Source organism: Roseateles sp. (assembly GCF_036404855.1).
Lineage (GTDB): Bacteria > Pseudomonadota > Gammaproteobacteria > Burkholderiales > Burkholderiaceae_C > Pelomonas.
On the sequence record NZ_DASWYS010000060.1, the window covers coordinates 1 to 14,097 of the forward strand.

General features: G+C 64.0%; 12 protein-coding genes and 1 pseudogene. 8 read left to right on the plus strand and 5 right to left on the minus strand.

What is annotated here, in order from left to right; all coding sequences use genetic code 11:
* From VGF12_RS04160 to VGF12_RS04170, 3 genes are all read left to right on the plus strand, one after another.
* On the plus strand, nt 1-977 hold a 977-nt coding region (locus VGF12_RS04160; RefSeq protein WP_331174785.1), incomplete at its 5' end, for a hypothetical protein.
* Nucleotides 974-2,155, plus strand: coding sequence for a hypothetical protein (locus VGF12_RS04165; RefSeq protein ID WP_331174786.1), 1,182 nt, complete (start codon nt 974-976; stop codon nt 2,153-2,155). The genes VGF12_RS04160 and VGF12_RS04165, both read left to right, overlap by 4 nt.
* Nucleotides 2,156-2,346: 191 nt before the next feature.
* Nucleotides 2,347-2,784: an AAA family ATPase gene (locus VGF12_RS04170; protein WP_331174787.1), complete on the plus strand. Its 438-nt coding sequence runs from the start codon at nt 2,347-2,349 to the stop codon at nt 2,782-2,784.
* Here VGF12_RS04170 and VGF12_RS04175 read toward each other — a convergent pair.
* A complete protein-coding gene (locus VGF12_RS04175) occupies nt 2,730-3,338 on the minus strand; it encodes an ATP-binding protein (RefSeq protein ID WP_331174788.1) in 609 nt (202 codons plus the stop codon). The genes VGF12_RS04170 and VGF12_RS04175 overlap by 55 nt on opposite strands.
* A gap of 89 nt (nt 3,339-3,427) precedes the next feature.
* On the opposite strand from VGF12_RS04175, the gene VGF12_RS04180 reads away from it, so the two are divergent.
* Nucleotides 3,428-5,398, plus strand: a complete 1,971-nt coding sequence (locus VGF12_RS04180) for a recombinase family protein (protein ID WP_331174789.1) — start codon at nt 3,428-3,430, stop codon at nt 5,396-5,398.
* Between the two features lie 6 nt (nt 5,399-5,404).
* On the opposite strand, the pseudogene istA reads toward VGF12_RS04180, so the two are convergent.
* A pseudogene (istA, locus tag VGF12_RS04185) lies at nt 5,405-6,157 on the minus strand (IS21 family transposase); the annotation flags it as partial.
* Nucleotides 6,158-6,954: 797 nt separating this feature from the next.
* On the opposite strand from istA, the gene VGF12_RS04190 reads away from it, so the two are divergent.
* Nucleotides 6,955-7,296, plus strand: coding sequence for a hypothetical protein (locus tag VGF12_RS04190; RefSeq protein WP_331174791.1), 342 nt, complete (start codon nt 6,955-6,957; stop codon nt 7,294-7,296).
* Between the two features lie 234 nt (nt 7,297-7,530).
* Here VGF12_RS04190 and gyrB read toward each other — a convergent pair whose 3' ends face one another.
* The 3 genes from gyrB to dnaA form a co-directional block, all read right to left on the minus strand.
* Nucleotides 7,531-10,044 (minus strand): DNA topoisomerase (ATP-hydrolyzing) subunit B, encoded by a 2,514-nt coding sequence (gene gyrB, locus VGF12_RS04195; RefSeq protein WP_331174792.1) that lies wholly within the window; start codon nt 10,042-10,044, stop codon nt 7,531-7,533.
* Nucleotides 10,045-10,121: 77 nt separating this feature from the next.
* Nucleotides 10,122-11,243, minus strand: a complete 1,122-nt coding sequence (gene dnaN / locus VGF12_RS04200) for a DNA polymerase III subunit beta (RefSeq protein ID WP_331174793.1) — start codon at nt 11,241-11,243, stop codon at nt 10,122-10,124.
* A gap of 154 nt (nt 11,244-11,397) precedes the next feature.
* Complete coding sequence (gene dnaA / locus VGF12_RS04205) at nt 11,398-12,915, minus strand: chromosomal replication initiator protein DnaA (protein WP_331174794.1); 1,518 nt, start codon at nt 12,913-12,915, stop codon at nt 11,398-11,400.
* A gap of 284 nt (nt 12,916-13,199) precedes the next feature.
* Here dnaA and rpmH point away from each other — a divergent pair, with 284 nt between their 5' ends.
* The 3 genes from rpmH to yidD form a co-directional block, all read left to right on the plus strand.
* A complete protein-coding gene (gene rpmH / locus VGF12_RS04210; RefSeq protein ID WP_054021782.1) occupies nt 13,200-13,334 on the plus strand; it encodes a 50S ribosomal protein L34 in 135 nt (44 codons plus the stop codon).
* 51 nt (nt 13,335-13,385) lie between these two features.
* A complete protein-coding gene (locus VGF12_RS04215; RefSeq protein ID WP_331174795.1) occupies nt 13,386-13,892 on the plus strand; it encodes a ribonuclease P protein component in 507 nt (168 codons plus the stop codon).
* The coding region (yidD, locus tag VGF12_RS04220; protein ID WP_331174796.1) for a membrane protein insertion efficiency factor YidD at nt 13,889-14,097 on the plus strand (209 nt) is incomplete at its 3' end. The genes VGF12_RS04215 and yidD, both read left to right, overlap by 4 nt.

Consider the following 14,097-nt stretch of genomic DNA (forward strand, 5'->3'; position numbering starts at 1 on the left):
TATCGCGTGGCGAGGCTCGACTGCGAGTCCGACAAGCAAACGCAAAGGTGACGCTGCCGATGCCCAGCGCGTGGTTGCGGAACTACCTGTATGGCGACAAGGCCGATCTTGTGGTCGCCGTGGGCAGCAACCTAAGCGGGACGCTTGGATTCGAGCGCTTGCGCAGCTTCTGGGAGATCGGCCAGGAAGAGGCCACGATCGAGGCGCTGCACTTCAAGGGCCCAGAAGAGATGCGCTCTTGGATGAACACGCATCGCAAGAAGCCCGTGCCACAGCGGACCCGCATAGTTTCCGTTCTATCGCGTGGCTGGACGATGGACCAACTGGAGGGATACGCGGCCCTCTCCCTTACTTGTGGCAAGCAAGCGGAGCAGGTCGAACAGTCGGGAAAGAATTCGCTCACGATCATGCGGCCGTTGCTGGTGGCAAGCCCAGAACACGCCTTGCTGCTGGCGCAGCGCCAGGTCGCAGCGGACTTGCCGCGTGGTGTAGTGATCGTGCCCACATTCGCCTGGAGCGACGACGCTGTCTACTTTTGGCTCAACGACGTGGAGAACCAGGCCGTGCGAGACAACCCGAAGGCGCGTGAGGCGCTGTTGGTCGCAAGCTGTGGGTACGGAGACGAACTTGAACAGATGTGCACGGAGAACTTGTCTCTGGAGGAGGCGTTGCATCAACCGGAGGAGGCAAAGAAGCGATTGACGTCGAGTCTCGACAGCTTCTATTCCAAAGTCGGCATCCCGTCGTCGCTGGCCAGGCAGGACCTACGCAAGCTTGAGACGATGCTTGAGATGATCCATGGTGAAGACCAGTCTCCGGCTATCGAAGAAGAGTTTTTGCAGGAGCTTGCAGTACCCCGACAGCACTTCTTGTTCGCTCAGTGGATGGGATTGGTCCAGCCCGGCTTGGCCGGAAAGTGGATGGTCCCCGAGCTCTATTTGCAGCTTCTTAGAGCCCGCTCTGTGGAGTCGGCATGACGACCCCACACCTTCCATCCCTTGCAGTAGAGCTGTATTGGTCGCTTCCCGGGCCAAGGGCATTCTTGGCTGAGCTTGTTGGAGCCATCGAGCATGGCGACGCAGCGGTCGTCTGCGTTGGTCGTTCGCATATCAGCGGAGTGACTCTTGCGCTGCGCCATGCACTGACCACGGCTTCACAGGATGCGGAGCGAGTCGAGTTCATCGAGCTTGAAGACGGTGTTCACCTCGAATCAGCGGTCGGTCAACATTTCGGCAAGCCGACGATGTCTGCCCTCGAGATCGCCCACCACGCGTCTACGCCTCGCACGGTGATTGCAATGACCCCTAAAACGGTGCGCGCTCGGGAATCCTGCAGAGAATATCTGGCCCAGTTCATGGCCGAGCGAAAGCTTGCCAAAGGGTCTGCTCGGCTACTACTTGTCTGGAACTCTGGTGAGGACCCGCTCGTTCCGGGGGATGCACATCTCATCGCTTTCGATGGCGAACTTTCATCTGACGAGATTCATGCGTATGTAGCGCTGCGCATGATCGGACGGCATTGGCCAGGCAAGACTTCGCTCACTCGGCACCTGGTCACCGAGTTCGCCGGAACGGACCCTGTGTTCGCAGAGGTTCTGATGGCAATGCCGGATGAAGGCCTTCTACAGTTGCCCGCATCCCTGGCATCAGTCGATGCATCGCTGTTTGCCGCACTACGCGGAGTGGGCCGTGCAGGCGCGAGCGCAGTCCGTTCGAACAGCGGGTTCGCCGATTGGCAGGACTCCCACTCATCTGGCTCTTCTGGAGAGGAAGCAACGAAGCGCCTCGCACAACGCTACTGGCGGGCCTGTGCCCGATCGCTGCTTCCTTGGCTGGAGGAGCGACGTCTCCCCATCATCCAACGCCTGCGGCCTGCGCTGGAGGTTTACCTGTACCCCAGCGGTGCATGGCACAAGGAGCTGCCCAACGGGCGGAGAGTCTCGATGACGATAGAGGAGCTTGAGTTCAACGATATCGTGGCAATGACTAGACACCCCCACGACCCACTGGCAGCCACTGACCCTGCCACCGATCGACTGCTGCAGGCTTGCGTTGCTGCAAAACGAGCCAGGGATCCACTAGCGCACATGCGCCCGCCCTTTGTCGCTGACATCAAGGATGCCGTTCGACTGATAGAAAGCGCTTTGGCTTCCTAAGAAGCGCCGCGCTTCGCAAATATCTGGCAGCAGACACACTCCCGCTCTTTGCAGCACGGCGACCAGGTCACGCGCTTTAGATCGTCTGGTCAATCCACCGTTGCTGCCCGTGAGATCGGCCACTCGCGGCCTCTTCTGGATTCCATTTCCCTATCATCGGCAGGCAAGAAGGGCGACGGGGAGGAGCTGACATGCCCAGTGCGATTGATGCCAAAGGAGGTGACGCCGCTGCGCCCCTCCGCATTCGTCATGTGGTGCTATCCAATTTCAAGCGGTTCACAACGCTCGCTCTGGAGTTAGATCCAAGACTGAACATATTTGCCGGCGACAACGAAGCCGGGAAGAGCACGGTGATGACCGCCGTCGACCTTGCCCTATCGGCAAGCCGCAGCAAGGTCGAGTCGCTTGGTGTCGAGGCGCTCTTTTCTCAAGATACCGTTCAGGCTTTCTACAAGAGCGGCAAGAAACCTAAGGACTTGCCGACGATGTTCGTCGAGCTGTACCTGTCCCCCGATGGCCACCCCAAACTGCTCCACTCGTGGCCACCCAAACTGCTCCGGGCAGGACGAGGGAATTATGTGGGGTCTGAGGTCATGACCAGGCGCGCGGACGCCTCCTTCAGCCGGTAGCTCTTGCCCTCGAACTCGAGCATCGCGCAGCGATGCATGAGGCGGTCCAGGATGGTTGTGGCCATGGTGGCGTCGCCAAGGTAGCGGCCCCAGTCCTGGACGATCCGGTTGGACGTGATGACGATGGAGCGGCGCAGCTTGTAGCGCTGATGGACCAGCGTCTGCAGCAGCTCCGCGGCGTGCTCGCCAATCTTGCGGGCCAGGAACAGATCGTCCAACAGCAGCAGATCCGCTGCCACCCAGCCCTTGAGCAGCCGGGCGCGTTCGTCGGGCTCCGCGAGAGCGTAGCGGGCCATGACCGCGTCGGCTTCGACGTAGGCAACGTCGTAGCCCTGCAAGGTAGCCTGGTAGGCCACCGCCTTTGCGATGTGGCTCTTGCCCGTGCCGGGCTTGCCGACCAGCAGCGCGTTGTTGCCTTCGGCAATGAACTTCAAGCTGTGCAGCTCGAAGCAGGCGCCGCGCGGCAGCTTCGGGTTGAAGCGCCAGTCGAAGTCCGCCAGCGACAGCTTCTCGTCCAGGCCGGAGAGCTTGAAGCGGCGTGCTGCGCATTCCATTGATCGCGGACACCCATTCCAAGCTGATCGCGGACAGCGTTCCGAGCGATCGCGGACACCCGCAGTGGGGTGCCTGAGTGACGGCACGAATGGTAGGTCAACTGTCCGCCATCAAGTTGGAGCGGTGGCCGATCGAGCGCATCCACGTCATCGACAGCGACCTGGGACTGTCCGGCGCTCAGGCCGCGGGTCGCGACGGCTTCCAGCACCTGGTCACTGAGGTCGCGATGGGACACGCCGGCATCGTGCTCGGTCTGGAGGTCTCCCGACTGGCGCGCAACAACGCCGACTGGCATCGATTGTTGGAGCTGGCGGCGCTGTCGCATACGTTGATCTGCGATGAAGACGGCGTGTACGACCCGGCGCACTTCAACGACCGGTTGCTGTTAGGCCTCAAGGGCACGATGAGCGAAGCGGAGCTGCACGTGCTGAAGTCGCGGCTGCAGGGCGGCATCCTCAACAAGGCCCGGCGTGGCGAGCTCGAGATCGCTCTGCCGGTGGGGCTGGTGTACGGCCCCGACGGGCGCGTGGGACTCGATCCCGATCGGCAAATCCAGGACACCGTGCGACTGCTGTTCGACACGTTCCGCGAGACAGGCTCGGCGTGTGCAGTGCTGCGTCGCATGCGCGCGCAGCACATCCTGTTCCCACGGCGCATCAGCCGCGGCATTGGCAAGGGCGAGGTCTTGTGGGGCGAGCTGGAGCACTCACGGGTGTTGGGGGTTCTGCACAACCCCCGCTACGCCGGCGCCTTCGTCTATGGACGCACACGCACCACCTACAACCCCGAGCTGAAGCAGGTGCAATTGTTGCTCAAGCGGGAGAACTGGCAGGTGCTGATCCGTGACGCCCACCCGGGCTACATCTCGTGGGACGAGTTCGAGCGCAACGAGATCACGTTGCGGCGCAACGCCGTGGGCTTCTCGACGAGCGTGCGCGGTACGGCGCCGCGTGAGGGTGGCGCCCTGCTGCAAGGTCGCGTGCTGTGTGGGCGCTGCGGCTCGCGCATGCGCGTGCGCTACGACTATCGAGAGGGCCAACAGAAGCCCTACTACTCCTGTAACGAGGGCACGGTGCGGCGCGCCGAGAGCCGGAACTGCCAGTGGGTGCGGGGCACTGACATCGATGCCGCGATCAGTGCATTGCTGCTGCAGGCGGTGGCGCCAGCGGCCATCGACGTGGCCCTGGCCGTGCAGCAAGAGATCTCTCAGCGCGTCGAGCAGGCCGCCGCAGTGCGAGCGGCACAGCTGCAGCGCTGTCGCTACGAGGCCGAGCTCGCTCGGCGTCGCTACGTGAAGGTCGATCCCGACAACCGGCTGGTGGCCGATGCGCTGGAGGCCGAGTGGAACGAGCGGCTACGTCAACTCGATGCCCTGCAACGCGAGCACGAGCGTCAGCAGCAGGCCGATCAGACACTGTTGAACGAACCTTCGCGGCAACGCGTTGTTGGTCTCGTGCGGGACTTCCCTCGCGTGTGGGGCGATCACAGGACCAGCGCCATGCAACGCAAGAAGATGCTCGCGTTGATGATCGAGGACGTCACGCTGATCAGCGGCGTGCAGATCGCCGTGCATATCCGCTGGCGCGGCGGTAGGACGCAGTCGATCACCGTCGACAAGCCCAGGCCGATTGCCTTAGTACGCAAAACGCTGCCCCAAGTCGTGCAGTTGATCGACGAGCTACTGGAGACGTGCACCGATGGTGAGGTCGCCCAGCGGCTGAACGAGCTCGGCCATCGCAACTGGCGCGGCGATGCCTTCACGACCAAGAAGGTCACGCTGGTACGCCTGACCTACGGCCTGAAGGGGCGCTTCCAGCGGCTGCGTGAGCGCGGCATGCTCACTAGCACCGAACTCGCCCAGCGCTTCGGCGTGTGCCCGACGACGGTCAACCACCTGGGGCGTCAAGGCATCCTCAAGCGGCATACCTACGATAGCGACCATCGCTATCTGTACGAGCCCCCTGGCGACGTGGCCCTCCTCAAGGGGGCTGGCAGCCGCTACGGCGGACGGCCGCCCCAGCTAATTCCTGTTCCATCATCCGCACAAGGTGCATCATGAAGTCAACGCCTTGTCCTTTGGGGAACGGGGGCGTGCCGGGAGCACCGAGGTGCCGTAATAGCGAGCGAAGTCCTGCACCGTGTCGTTGGCGCGCGGCTCGTAGCGGTCGGCCGAGGCGATCACGGCCGTGGCGTTGTCGGGAACGATCAACTGCGGGACACCGCCGTAGAAGTGCAGTGCACGCACCATGCCGTCGATCCAGTCGTCCAGGCGCTGCGCCGGGGTGGCACAGGCGAACACGCAGCTGGACGCGGCCATGGCCGAGACGAAGACCTGGGCGCGCGCGCCGTCGCTGAGCGCCACGGTGGAGCCGGCGTAGTCCACGAACAGCTTCTCCCCGGCGCGCCGGTGCTGGCGCATCGAGCGCTTGAGCGTGGCGGCGAAGGCCTTGTAGTGCCCGCAGAACTGCGTGTAGCGCCAGGTGCAACCCTCGGGGTGGGCGGCCACGTATTCCTGCCACAGCAGCATCAGCGTGACGCCCTTGCGGTCGAGCTCGCGGTGGATGCGACCCCAGTCGGGCACGACGACCGGCAGCGCTGCCGCCGAGCGCGGCTGCAGGGCGGTCGAGAGCTGCTGCTCGCTCCAGTGCTGGACCGTGTCCCAGTCCAGCCCGGCCGCAGTGGCCAGGCCGGCGTACTTGGAGACGGCGCCCTTGGAGACCTTCAAAGCGGCGGCGATCTGCTCGTGCGAGAGGTCGCCTTGCCACTTCAGGCGAAGGAGATCTTTGATCATGCGTAGAGAGAGTTGTTGCTTGGGCATCCGCGGCTCGAAGGCAAAAACCATCGAGGGTAGGAGGCCCGGGTTGCGTTCTCTACGCAGCACTGCCGGAGAGGCCGGCGCCGTCCTCAGGAGGCGCCGTCACGGCGGTCACGATCGCCGAAACGGTCGGTCACGATGCCGAAACGGTCGGTCACGATGAGCCGAAATCGAGGTCCGGTCACGATGGCCGAAATGACCGGTCACGATGCCGAAATCGGCGGTCACGTTGGTCCGAAATACGCACGCGCAGACTCTAAACAAGCTTTACGTCGCTCTATCGAGGTCACGGGGCAACGTCTACCTGGCCACTCACGAGCACATGAAGCGATACAAGGCTAAGTAGCTAGGGCTTGCTCGGCCTACGGTTCGGTGCAGAAGCTGGAGATCCGGTGGGTGCTTGCGAAGGTGCACAAGCCCGGTTGCTTCACACCAGCCTTCGAGCGTCTAGGAAGCGCTGCTTGGCGATTCGCGTCCGGCCAACCCGATTGACCGGCTGCTAATGCATCAGGTCGCAACGCTCATCAGTGATTCACGTTCACCCCTAGCGCCGCCAATCCGCCTTGGTCGCCCCAGTTGTCTCGCTCTTCGAGCCAGTGACTACCAGCGCCCGCGATCTCGTTGCCACACTCGACGATGATTGCCGTCTCCCGGCGGTTCTCCGGCGTGTCAGCAAGCCACAACCCGCCGCTTGTCGGCCAGCCAAGATGGTCCTCGTGAAGGCCGAATAGCCAGCCCGGGCGTCCAAGGATGCACTGGACAACCGGGAAGCGCTGGCGTCATGCCGACAGGGCCTTGAGATGCTGTCCGAAAAGGTGTGGCGCTGGCTCGCCAGTCACGACCTAGGTGTGCTGAACCTGCAGCTCGCGGGCGTCGGTGCCGAACCAAGCCTGCGCAACCTCAGCGAAGCGCTCTACAAACGGCTGAATGACGCTACCACCTTCAACCACGCCAACAAGCCTGCTCTGGTGGCTACCTTCGGTCGAATCCTCGGCATCCCCGGGGCCAACTTGGTGTGGACGTATCTCAACAAGGGAACTCACGAAGAGGCCAATCGGGACGACTTCGATGCAGACCTGGTGGAGTCAGTGGTTCAAACGCTAGAGGCACTGGACGGTCTCGATCTTCGGGCGGGACGATAGCGGCAACGCTCATCCACTTTCAGACGCAGAGAAGCGCACCAGGCCGATCAGTAAGCACTGAACAACCGGATTGAGCCGGTCTGGATGATGTTCGTCACTCCCCAGGTGGCTCTGCCGCCAAGCCCGAACGCCCGGCTCGTACTGGACTACCAGGGAACCGGAGGCTGCCGAACCTCCGGATTTCGCATCTTATGGCCCGCAATTTCTCGTCTTATGCCTGGCTCAACACGACCATCAAACGTCGATGTTCCCGGCGCGCAGCGCGTTGGTCTCGATGAAATCGCGCCGCGGTTCCACTTCGTCGCCCATGAGCATCGTGAAGACCTTGTCCGCTTCGATGGCGTCGTCGATCTGCACTTTCAACAGTCGACGGACGGTGGGGTCCATCGTCGTTTCCCACAGCTGCTCCGGGTTCATCTCGCCCAGACCCTTGTAGCGCTGGCGGCCAACGCTGCCTTCGGCCTGCGTCATGAGCCAGGCCATGGCGGCGCGGAAGTCATCGACCTTGGATTCCTTGGCCTTCTCGCCTTCGCCCTTGCGCACGACAGCGCCGGGCTTGATGAGACCCTGGAAGCTCTGGCCGGCGTCAGCCAGGACTTCGTAGTCGGCCCCGTGCACGAAGTCGGCGTGGATGACGCTGGCGCGCACGTTGCCGTGGTGGGTGCGGGCGATCTTCAGGAAGAACTTGTCGGTGCGCGGGTCGGTCTCGACCGTGACCTCGGCGTTGTGCAGGGCCGCCTTCAGCGCGCCGGCACTGCCTTCGGCATCGTCACGGGCGTCGAGGTTGAGGGACAGGCCATTGGCCAGCACGTGCAGCGCCTCACCGTCCATCCAGTTGGACAGACGCTCGATGACGCTCTGTGCGGTGACGTACTTCCGGGCCAGCGCGTCCAGCGCGTCGCCAGTCAGCGTGGTCCCGGTGCCGGTGTCTAGGTGCGCGTCCTGCAGCGCGACCTTGAGCAAGAAGGCGTCGAACTCGTGGCCGTCCTTGAGGTATTGCTCGTGCTTGCCGACCTTGACCTTGTACAGCGGCGGCTGCGCGATGTAGATGTGACCGCGCTCCACCAGCTCGGGCATCTGGCGGTAGAAGAAGGTCAGCAGCAGCGTGCGGATGTGTGCACCGTCCACGTCCGCGTCGGTCATGATGATGATGCGGTGGTAGCGGAGCTTGTCGGGGTTGAAGTCGTCGCCGCCAGCGCCGCGGCCGATACCGGTGCCCAGGGCCGTGATCAGCGTCAGGATTTCATTGCTGGTCAGCAGCTTCTCGTAGCGGGCCTTCTCGACGTTCAGGATCTTGCCGCGCAGCGGCAGGATGGCCTGGAACTTCCGGTCACGGCCCTGCTTGGCGGAGCCACCGGCGGAGTCGCCCTCCACGATGTAGATCTCGCACAGCGACGGATCCTTTTCCTGGCAGTCTGCCAGCTTGCCGGGCAAGCCCAGGCCGTCGAGCACGCCCTTGCGACGCGTCATCTCGCGAGCCTTGCGCGCCGCCTCGCGGGCGCGGGCGGCGTCGAGGATCTTGCCGCAGATGATCTTGGCGTCGTTGGGGTTCTCGAGCAAATAGTCGGTCAGCAGGCGGGAGACGATGTCTTCCACCGGACCCCGCACTTCGGAGCTGACGAGCTTGTCCTTGGTCTGCGAGCTGAACTTGGGCTCGGGCACCTTCACGCTGACGACGCAGGCCAGGCCTTCGCGCATGTCGTCACCGGCGACCTCGACCTTGGCCTTCTTGGCCAGCTCGTTGTCCTCGATGTACTTGTTGATGACGCGGGTCATCGCGGCGCGCAGGCCCGTGAGGTGGGTGCCACCGTCACGCTGAGGGATGTTGTTGGTGAAGCAGAGGACGTTCTCGTTGAAGCCGTCGTTCCACTGCATGGCCACTTCGACGCCGACGGTGGTGCCCTGGTCCGACTGCTTCTCCCCCACGGCGTGGAAGATGTTGGGGTGCAGCGTCGTCTTGCCCTTGTTGATGAACTCGACGAAGCCCTTCACGCCACCGGCGTACGCGAAGTTGTCTTCCTTGTTGTTGCGCTCGTCGATCAGGCGGATCTTGACGCCGTTGTTCAGGAAGGAGAGCTCGCGCAGGCGCTTGGCGAGGATGTCGTAGTGGTAGTCGTTGTTCTGCTGGAAGATTTCCGTGTCCGGCAGGAAGTGGACTTCGGTGCCGCGCTTGTCGGTCTCGCCGATGATCTTCATCGGGCTGGTCTCGACGCCGTCGATCATGACGATCTCGCGGTCCTGCGGGATGCCCTTGGCGAATTCGAGGAAGTGCACCTTGCCGCCCTGGCGCACCGTCAGGCGCAGAAACTTGGACAGGCCGTTCACGCAGCTCACACCCACGCCGTGCAAACCGCCGGAAACCTTGTAGGAGTTCTGGTTGAACTTGCCGCCGGCGTGCAGCTCGGTCAGCGCGATCTCGGCGGCTGAGCGCTTGGGCTCGTGCTTGTCGTCCATCTTGACGCCGGTGGGGATGCCACGGCCGTTGTCGATGACGGAGATGGAGTTGTCGGTGTGGATGGTGACGACGATGTCGTCGCAGTGGCCGGCCAGCGCCTCGTCGATGGAGTTGTCGACGACTTCGAAGACGAGGTGGTGCAGGCCCGTGCCGTCCGACGTGTCGCCGATGTACATGCCCGGGCGCTTGCGCACCGCCTCCAGGCCTTCCAGGATCTGGATGGAGCTGGCGTCGTAGGCGGCAGGCGCGGGAGCCGGTGCCGGGGTGTTTTCGGGGGTGGCGTTGTCGCTCATCGGGGACTTTCAGGAAACTCTTGAAACAGCAAGGCGGGCCACGCGGGCCCGCCTGCTAGGCACTGCGATCGCTGGGGTCAGATTCGCATCGGCATGACGACGTACTTGAAGCCGGTGGTGTCCGGAATGGTGAGCAGCGCACTTGACGCGCTGTCGTTGAGGTCGATGCAGACCATGTCCTGGCTCATGTTGCCGAGGGCATCCATCAGGTAGGTCACGTTGAAGCCGGTTTCGATCTTGTCGCCGCCGTAGTCGATCTCGATCTCTTCCTTGGCCTCTTCCTGCTCGGCATTGCTGGACGCGATGGACAGCAGGCCCGGCTCGAAGGTCAGGCGCACGGCCTTGAACTTCTCACTGGTCAGGATGGCAGCGCGCTGCAGGCTGGAGAGCAGCGGCGCGCGGCCCAGCGTCAGGCGGAACTTGTGGTTCTTGGGGATGACGCGGTTGTAGTCCGGGAACTTGCCCTCGACCAGCTTGGTGACGAACTCCATGCCGCTGAAGCTGAACTTGGCCTGGTTGCCGGCAAAGCGCATCTCGATGGGCGCGTTTTCGTCGTCGCCCTTGCCGTCCTTCAACAGGCGCTGCAGTTCCAGAACCGTCTTGCGCGGCAGGATGACTTCCTGCTTGGGAATGTCGGTATCCAGCTCGGCCTGGGCGAGCGCCAGGCGGTGGCCGTCGGTGGCGACCAGCGTCAGGTTCTTGCCTTCGGCGACAAACAGGATGCCATTCAGGTAGTAGCGGATGTCATGCACCGCCATCGCAAAGTGCACCTGATTGATCAGGCCCTTGAGCGCCTTCTGCGGCACGCTGAAGGCGGGGCCGAAGTCGGCAGCCTCCTGGACCAGCGGGAAGTCATCGGCCGGCAGCGTCTGCAGCGTGAAGCGGCTCTTGCCGCCCTGCAGCGTCATCTTGTTCTGATTGCTCGTCAGACTGACCGTCTGATCGCTGGGCATGGAGCGCAGGATGTCGATGAGCTTGCGGGCGCCCACGGTGGTGGACAGGTTGCCGGCGTCGCCGTCGAACTGAACGGTGGTGCGCACCTGGATCTCGAGGTCGCTGGTCGTGAGCTCCACCTGGTTGCCGGTCTTGCGAATCAGCACGTTGGCCAGAATGGGCAGCGTGTGGCGCCGCTCGACGATGCCGGACACCGCCTGCAGCGCGCCGAGCACCTGATCCTGGGGAGCTTTCAAAACGATCATGGAGGCCTCTTGGAGGGAGAGTTTTTTCGACTGGGGCACACCCAGAAAACGCGCGCGCGCGTGAAGCTGCGATTGTCGCCCGGAATGGGTACGCCGCCCCGGGGCATGGGCTTGGTCGAGGCCCCGGGTCAACCCGGGGTCGCCCCGACCGGCGTCAGCCCTTCAGCGTTTGCTCCAGCACGTGCAGCTGCTGGTTCAGTTCGGTGTTCTTCTGGCGCTCGCCGCCGATCTTGCGGACGGCATGCAGCACGGTCGTATGGTCGCGCCCTCCGAACAGCTCGCCGATCTCGGGCAGGCTCTTCTGTGTCAGCTCCTTGGCCAAGTACATCGCGATCTGGCGCGGCCGGGCAATGCTGGCCGGGCGCTTCTTGGAGTACATGTCGGCCACCTTGATCTTGTAGAAGTCGGCCACCGTCTTCTGGATGTTCTCCACACCGATCTGGCGGTTCTGGATGGACAGCAGGTCCTTCAGCGCCTCGCGGGCCAGCGTGATGCTGATCTCCTTGTGCGAGAACTTGGCGTAGGCCAGCACCTTGCGCAGCGCGCCTTCTAGCTCACGCACGTTGGCGCGCACGTTCTTGGCGACGAAGAAGGCGACGTCCTCGGGCATCGGCGTGCCTTCGGCCTCGGCCTTCTTGATCAGGATCGCGACGCGCATCTCGAGCTCAGGCGGCTCGATGGCCACCGTGAGGCCCGCGTCGAAGCGGCTGGTCAGCCGCTCGTCGATATCCACCAGCCCCTTGGGGTAGGTGTCGGACGTCATGATGATGTGCGCCTTCTTGGCCAGCAGGGCCTCGAAGGCATTGAAGAACTCTTCCTGCGTGCGATCCTTGCCTGCGAAGAACTGCACGTCGTCGATAAGCAGCAGGTCCAGCGAGTGGTATTTGGCCTTCAACTCATCGAAGGTCTTGCGCTGGTAGTTCTTGACGACGTCGGAAATGAACTGCTCGGCATGCAGGTAGAGCACGCGGGCGTCCGGCCGATCCTTCAAGAGCGCGTTGCCGACGGCGTGGATCAAGTGGGTCTTGCCCAGGCCCACGCCGCCGTAGATGAACAGGGGGTTGTAGGTGATGCCGGGCGCGCCGGCCACGTGCAGGGCAGCGGTCCGGGCCATCTGGTTGGCCCGGCCGGGCACCAGCGTGTCGAATGTCAGCTGCGGGTTGATGCGATGCTTGGCCGAAGCCGGCGCCTGCGACGGCAGCACGATGGCGCTGGTCGTCGGCGCTGCGGCAGGCTTGAGGGCCCCACCCACCTCGATTGGCAGGCTCGCCTGCTGGGGCACCATCGCCGCGCCCGTGGGCTGGCCGGCGACGGGGGCGGACATGCCGCCCGGCTCGCGCGCGGCCAGGGCCAGCTCCAGCCGCGTCGGCCGGCCGGCAAGTTCGGTCAGGATGGCCTCGATGCGGGCGGCGTACTGGCGGCGGATCCAGTCCCGCTTGAAATGGTTGGGCACTTTCAGCGTCGCCACCAGCGCGCCAGCCGCGTCATCGCCCACCATCGTGGCGGGCGGCAGCGGGCGGATCCAGGTGTTGAACTGCTGCTCCGGCAATTCGGCCGCCAGACGCTCGCAGCCGCGCCGCCAGAGCTCCGCTGCCCAGTCCGCCGAATCGGTGACCTCTGCGCCTGCCTTCAATGCCTGCACCCCGTCCACCCCGTGTTCTTCTTCGCTCATTGTGGAAAACTTCTTTTCGAGCGGCCGGATTGTACGGACCCAGGGCCACCGAAAGACGGGTTATCCACAGAATTTCGAAGGGGGTCAATCCCTGGCAAACCCGGCCCGCCCTCCGGCGACTTATTGACCGCGCCTGCGGCATCTGCTGTAATCACGGGTTTTCGCGCATCGCGACTGGTTCGCTGTGCGCTTTTTTCGCCGGGGTCGTCTCAGACGGCGCCGGTTGTCTTGCTGGGTGCCAACCGCTGTGCCCGGCCCGCACAAACCCTCAAAAGAGGTTCCCCATGAAGCGTACCTACCAAGCCTCCAAGACCCGCCGCGCCCGTACCCACGGCTTCCTCGTGCGCATGAAGACGCGTGGCGGCCGTGCCGTCATTGCCGCCCGCCGCGCCAAGGGCCGCAAGCGCCTGGCCGTCTAAGCCCAAGCCGCACGACGGCGCCCTCACGCGTCGTCAGCCTTCGGGCACCCGATGATCGGCAAGCTGCAACGCCCGGTGGACTTCGAGCGCGTGCTCGGCCACCAGAGCCGGGCGCGCAGCGCGCATTTCGCGCTGCACCACCTTCCGGCCAGCCCCGCGCCCAGCGCTTGGCACGCTGCGAAGTTACGCACAGCTCCAGCCGAGTTATCAACAGGCGACGCACAGCCTGCCCACAAACTTGTGGAACACGACCCACCTCTCGCGCCTTCCGTGCAAGCCGAAGGCTGCTGGGTGGGCATCGTCGTTCCCAAGCGGCATGCCAAGCGCTCCGTGACGCGCCAGCTCTTGAAGCGCCAGATCCGCGCCGCATTTGCGGAACGCCCCAGCATGCCGCCGGGATTGTGGGTCGTCCGCTTGCGCTCACCCTTCGATCGCCAGAAATTCCCCAGCGCCGCGTCCGATGCGCTGCGCGCCGCGGCGCGCGCCGAACTGGCGCAGCTGCTGGACCGCGCCATGAAGTCGCCGCCGTCGCCCAAAACGGCGACGAATCCCACATGACGCCGAGCTGGCCCGCCCGCGTGCTGATGGCCATCGTGCGCGGCTACCGGCTCATGCTCAGCCCCTGGCTGGGCAACGCCTGTCGCTTCGAACCGACCTGCTCGCGCTACTCGCTGGCCGCACTGGAACGGCATGGTGCGCTGGCCGGCAGCTATCTGACCGTGCATCGCATCCTGCGCTGCCAGCCCTGGTGCGATGGCGGCCA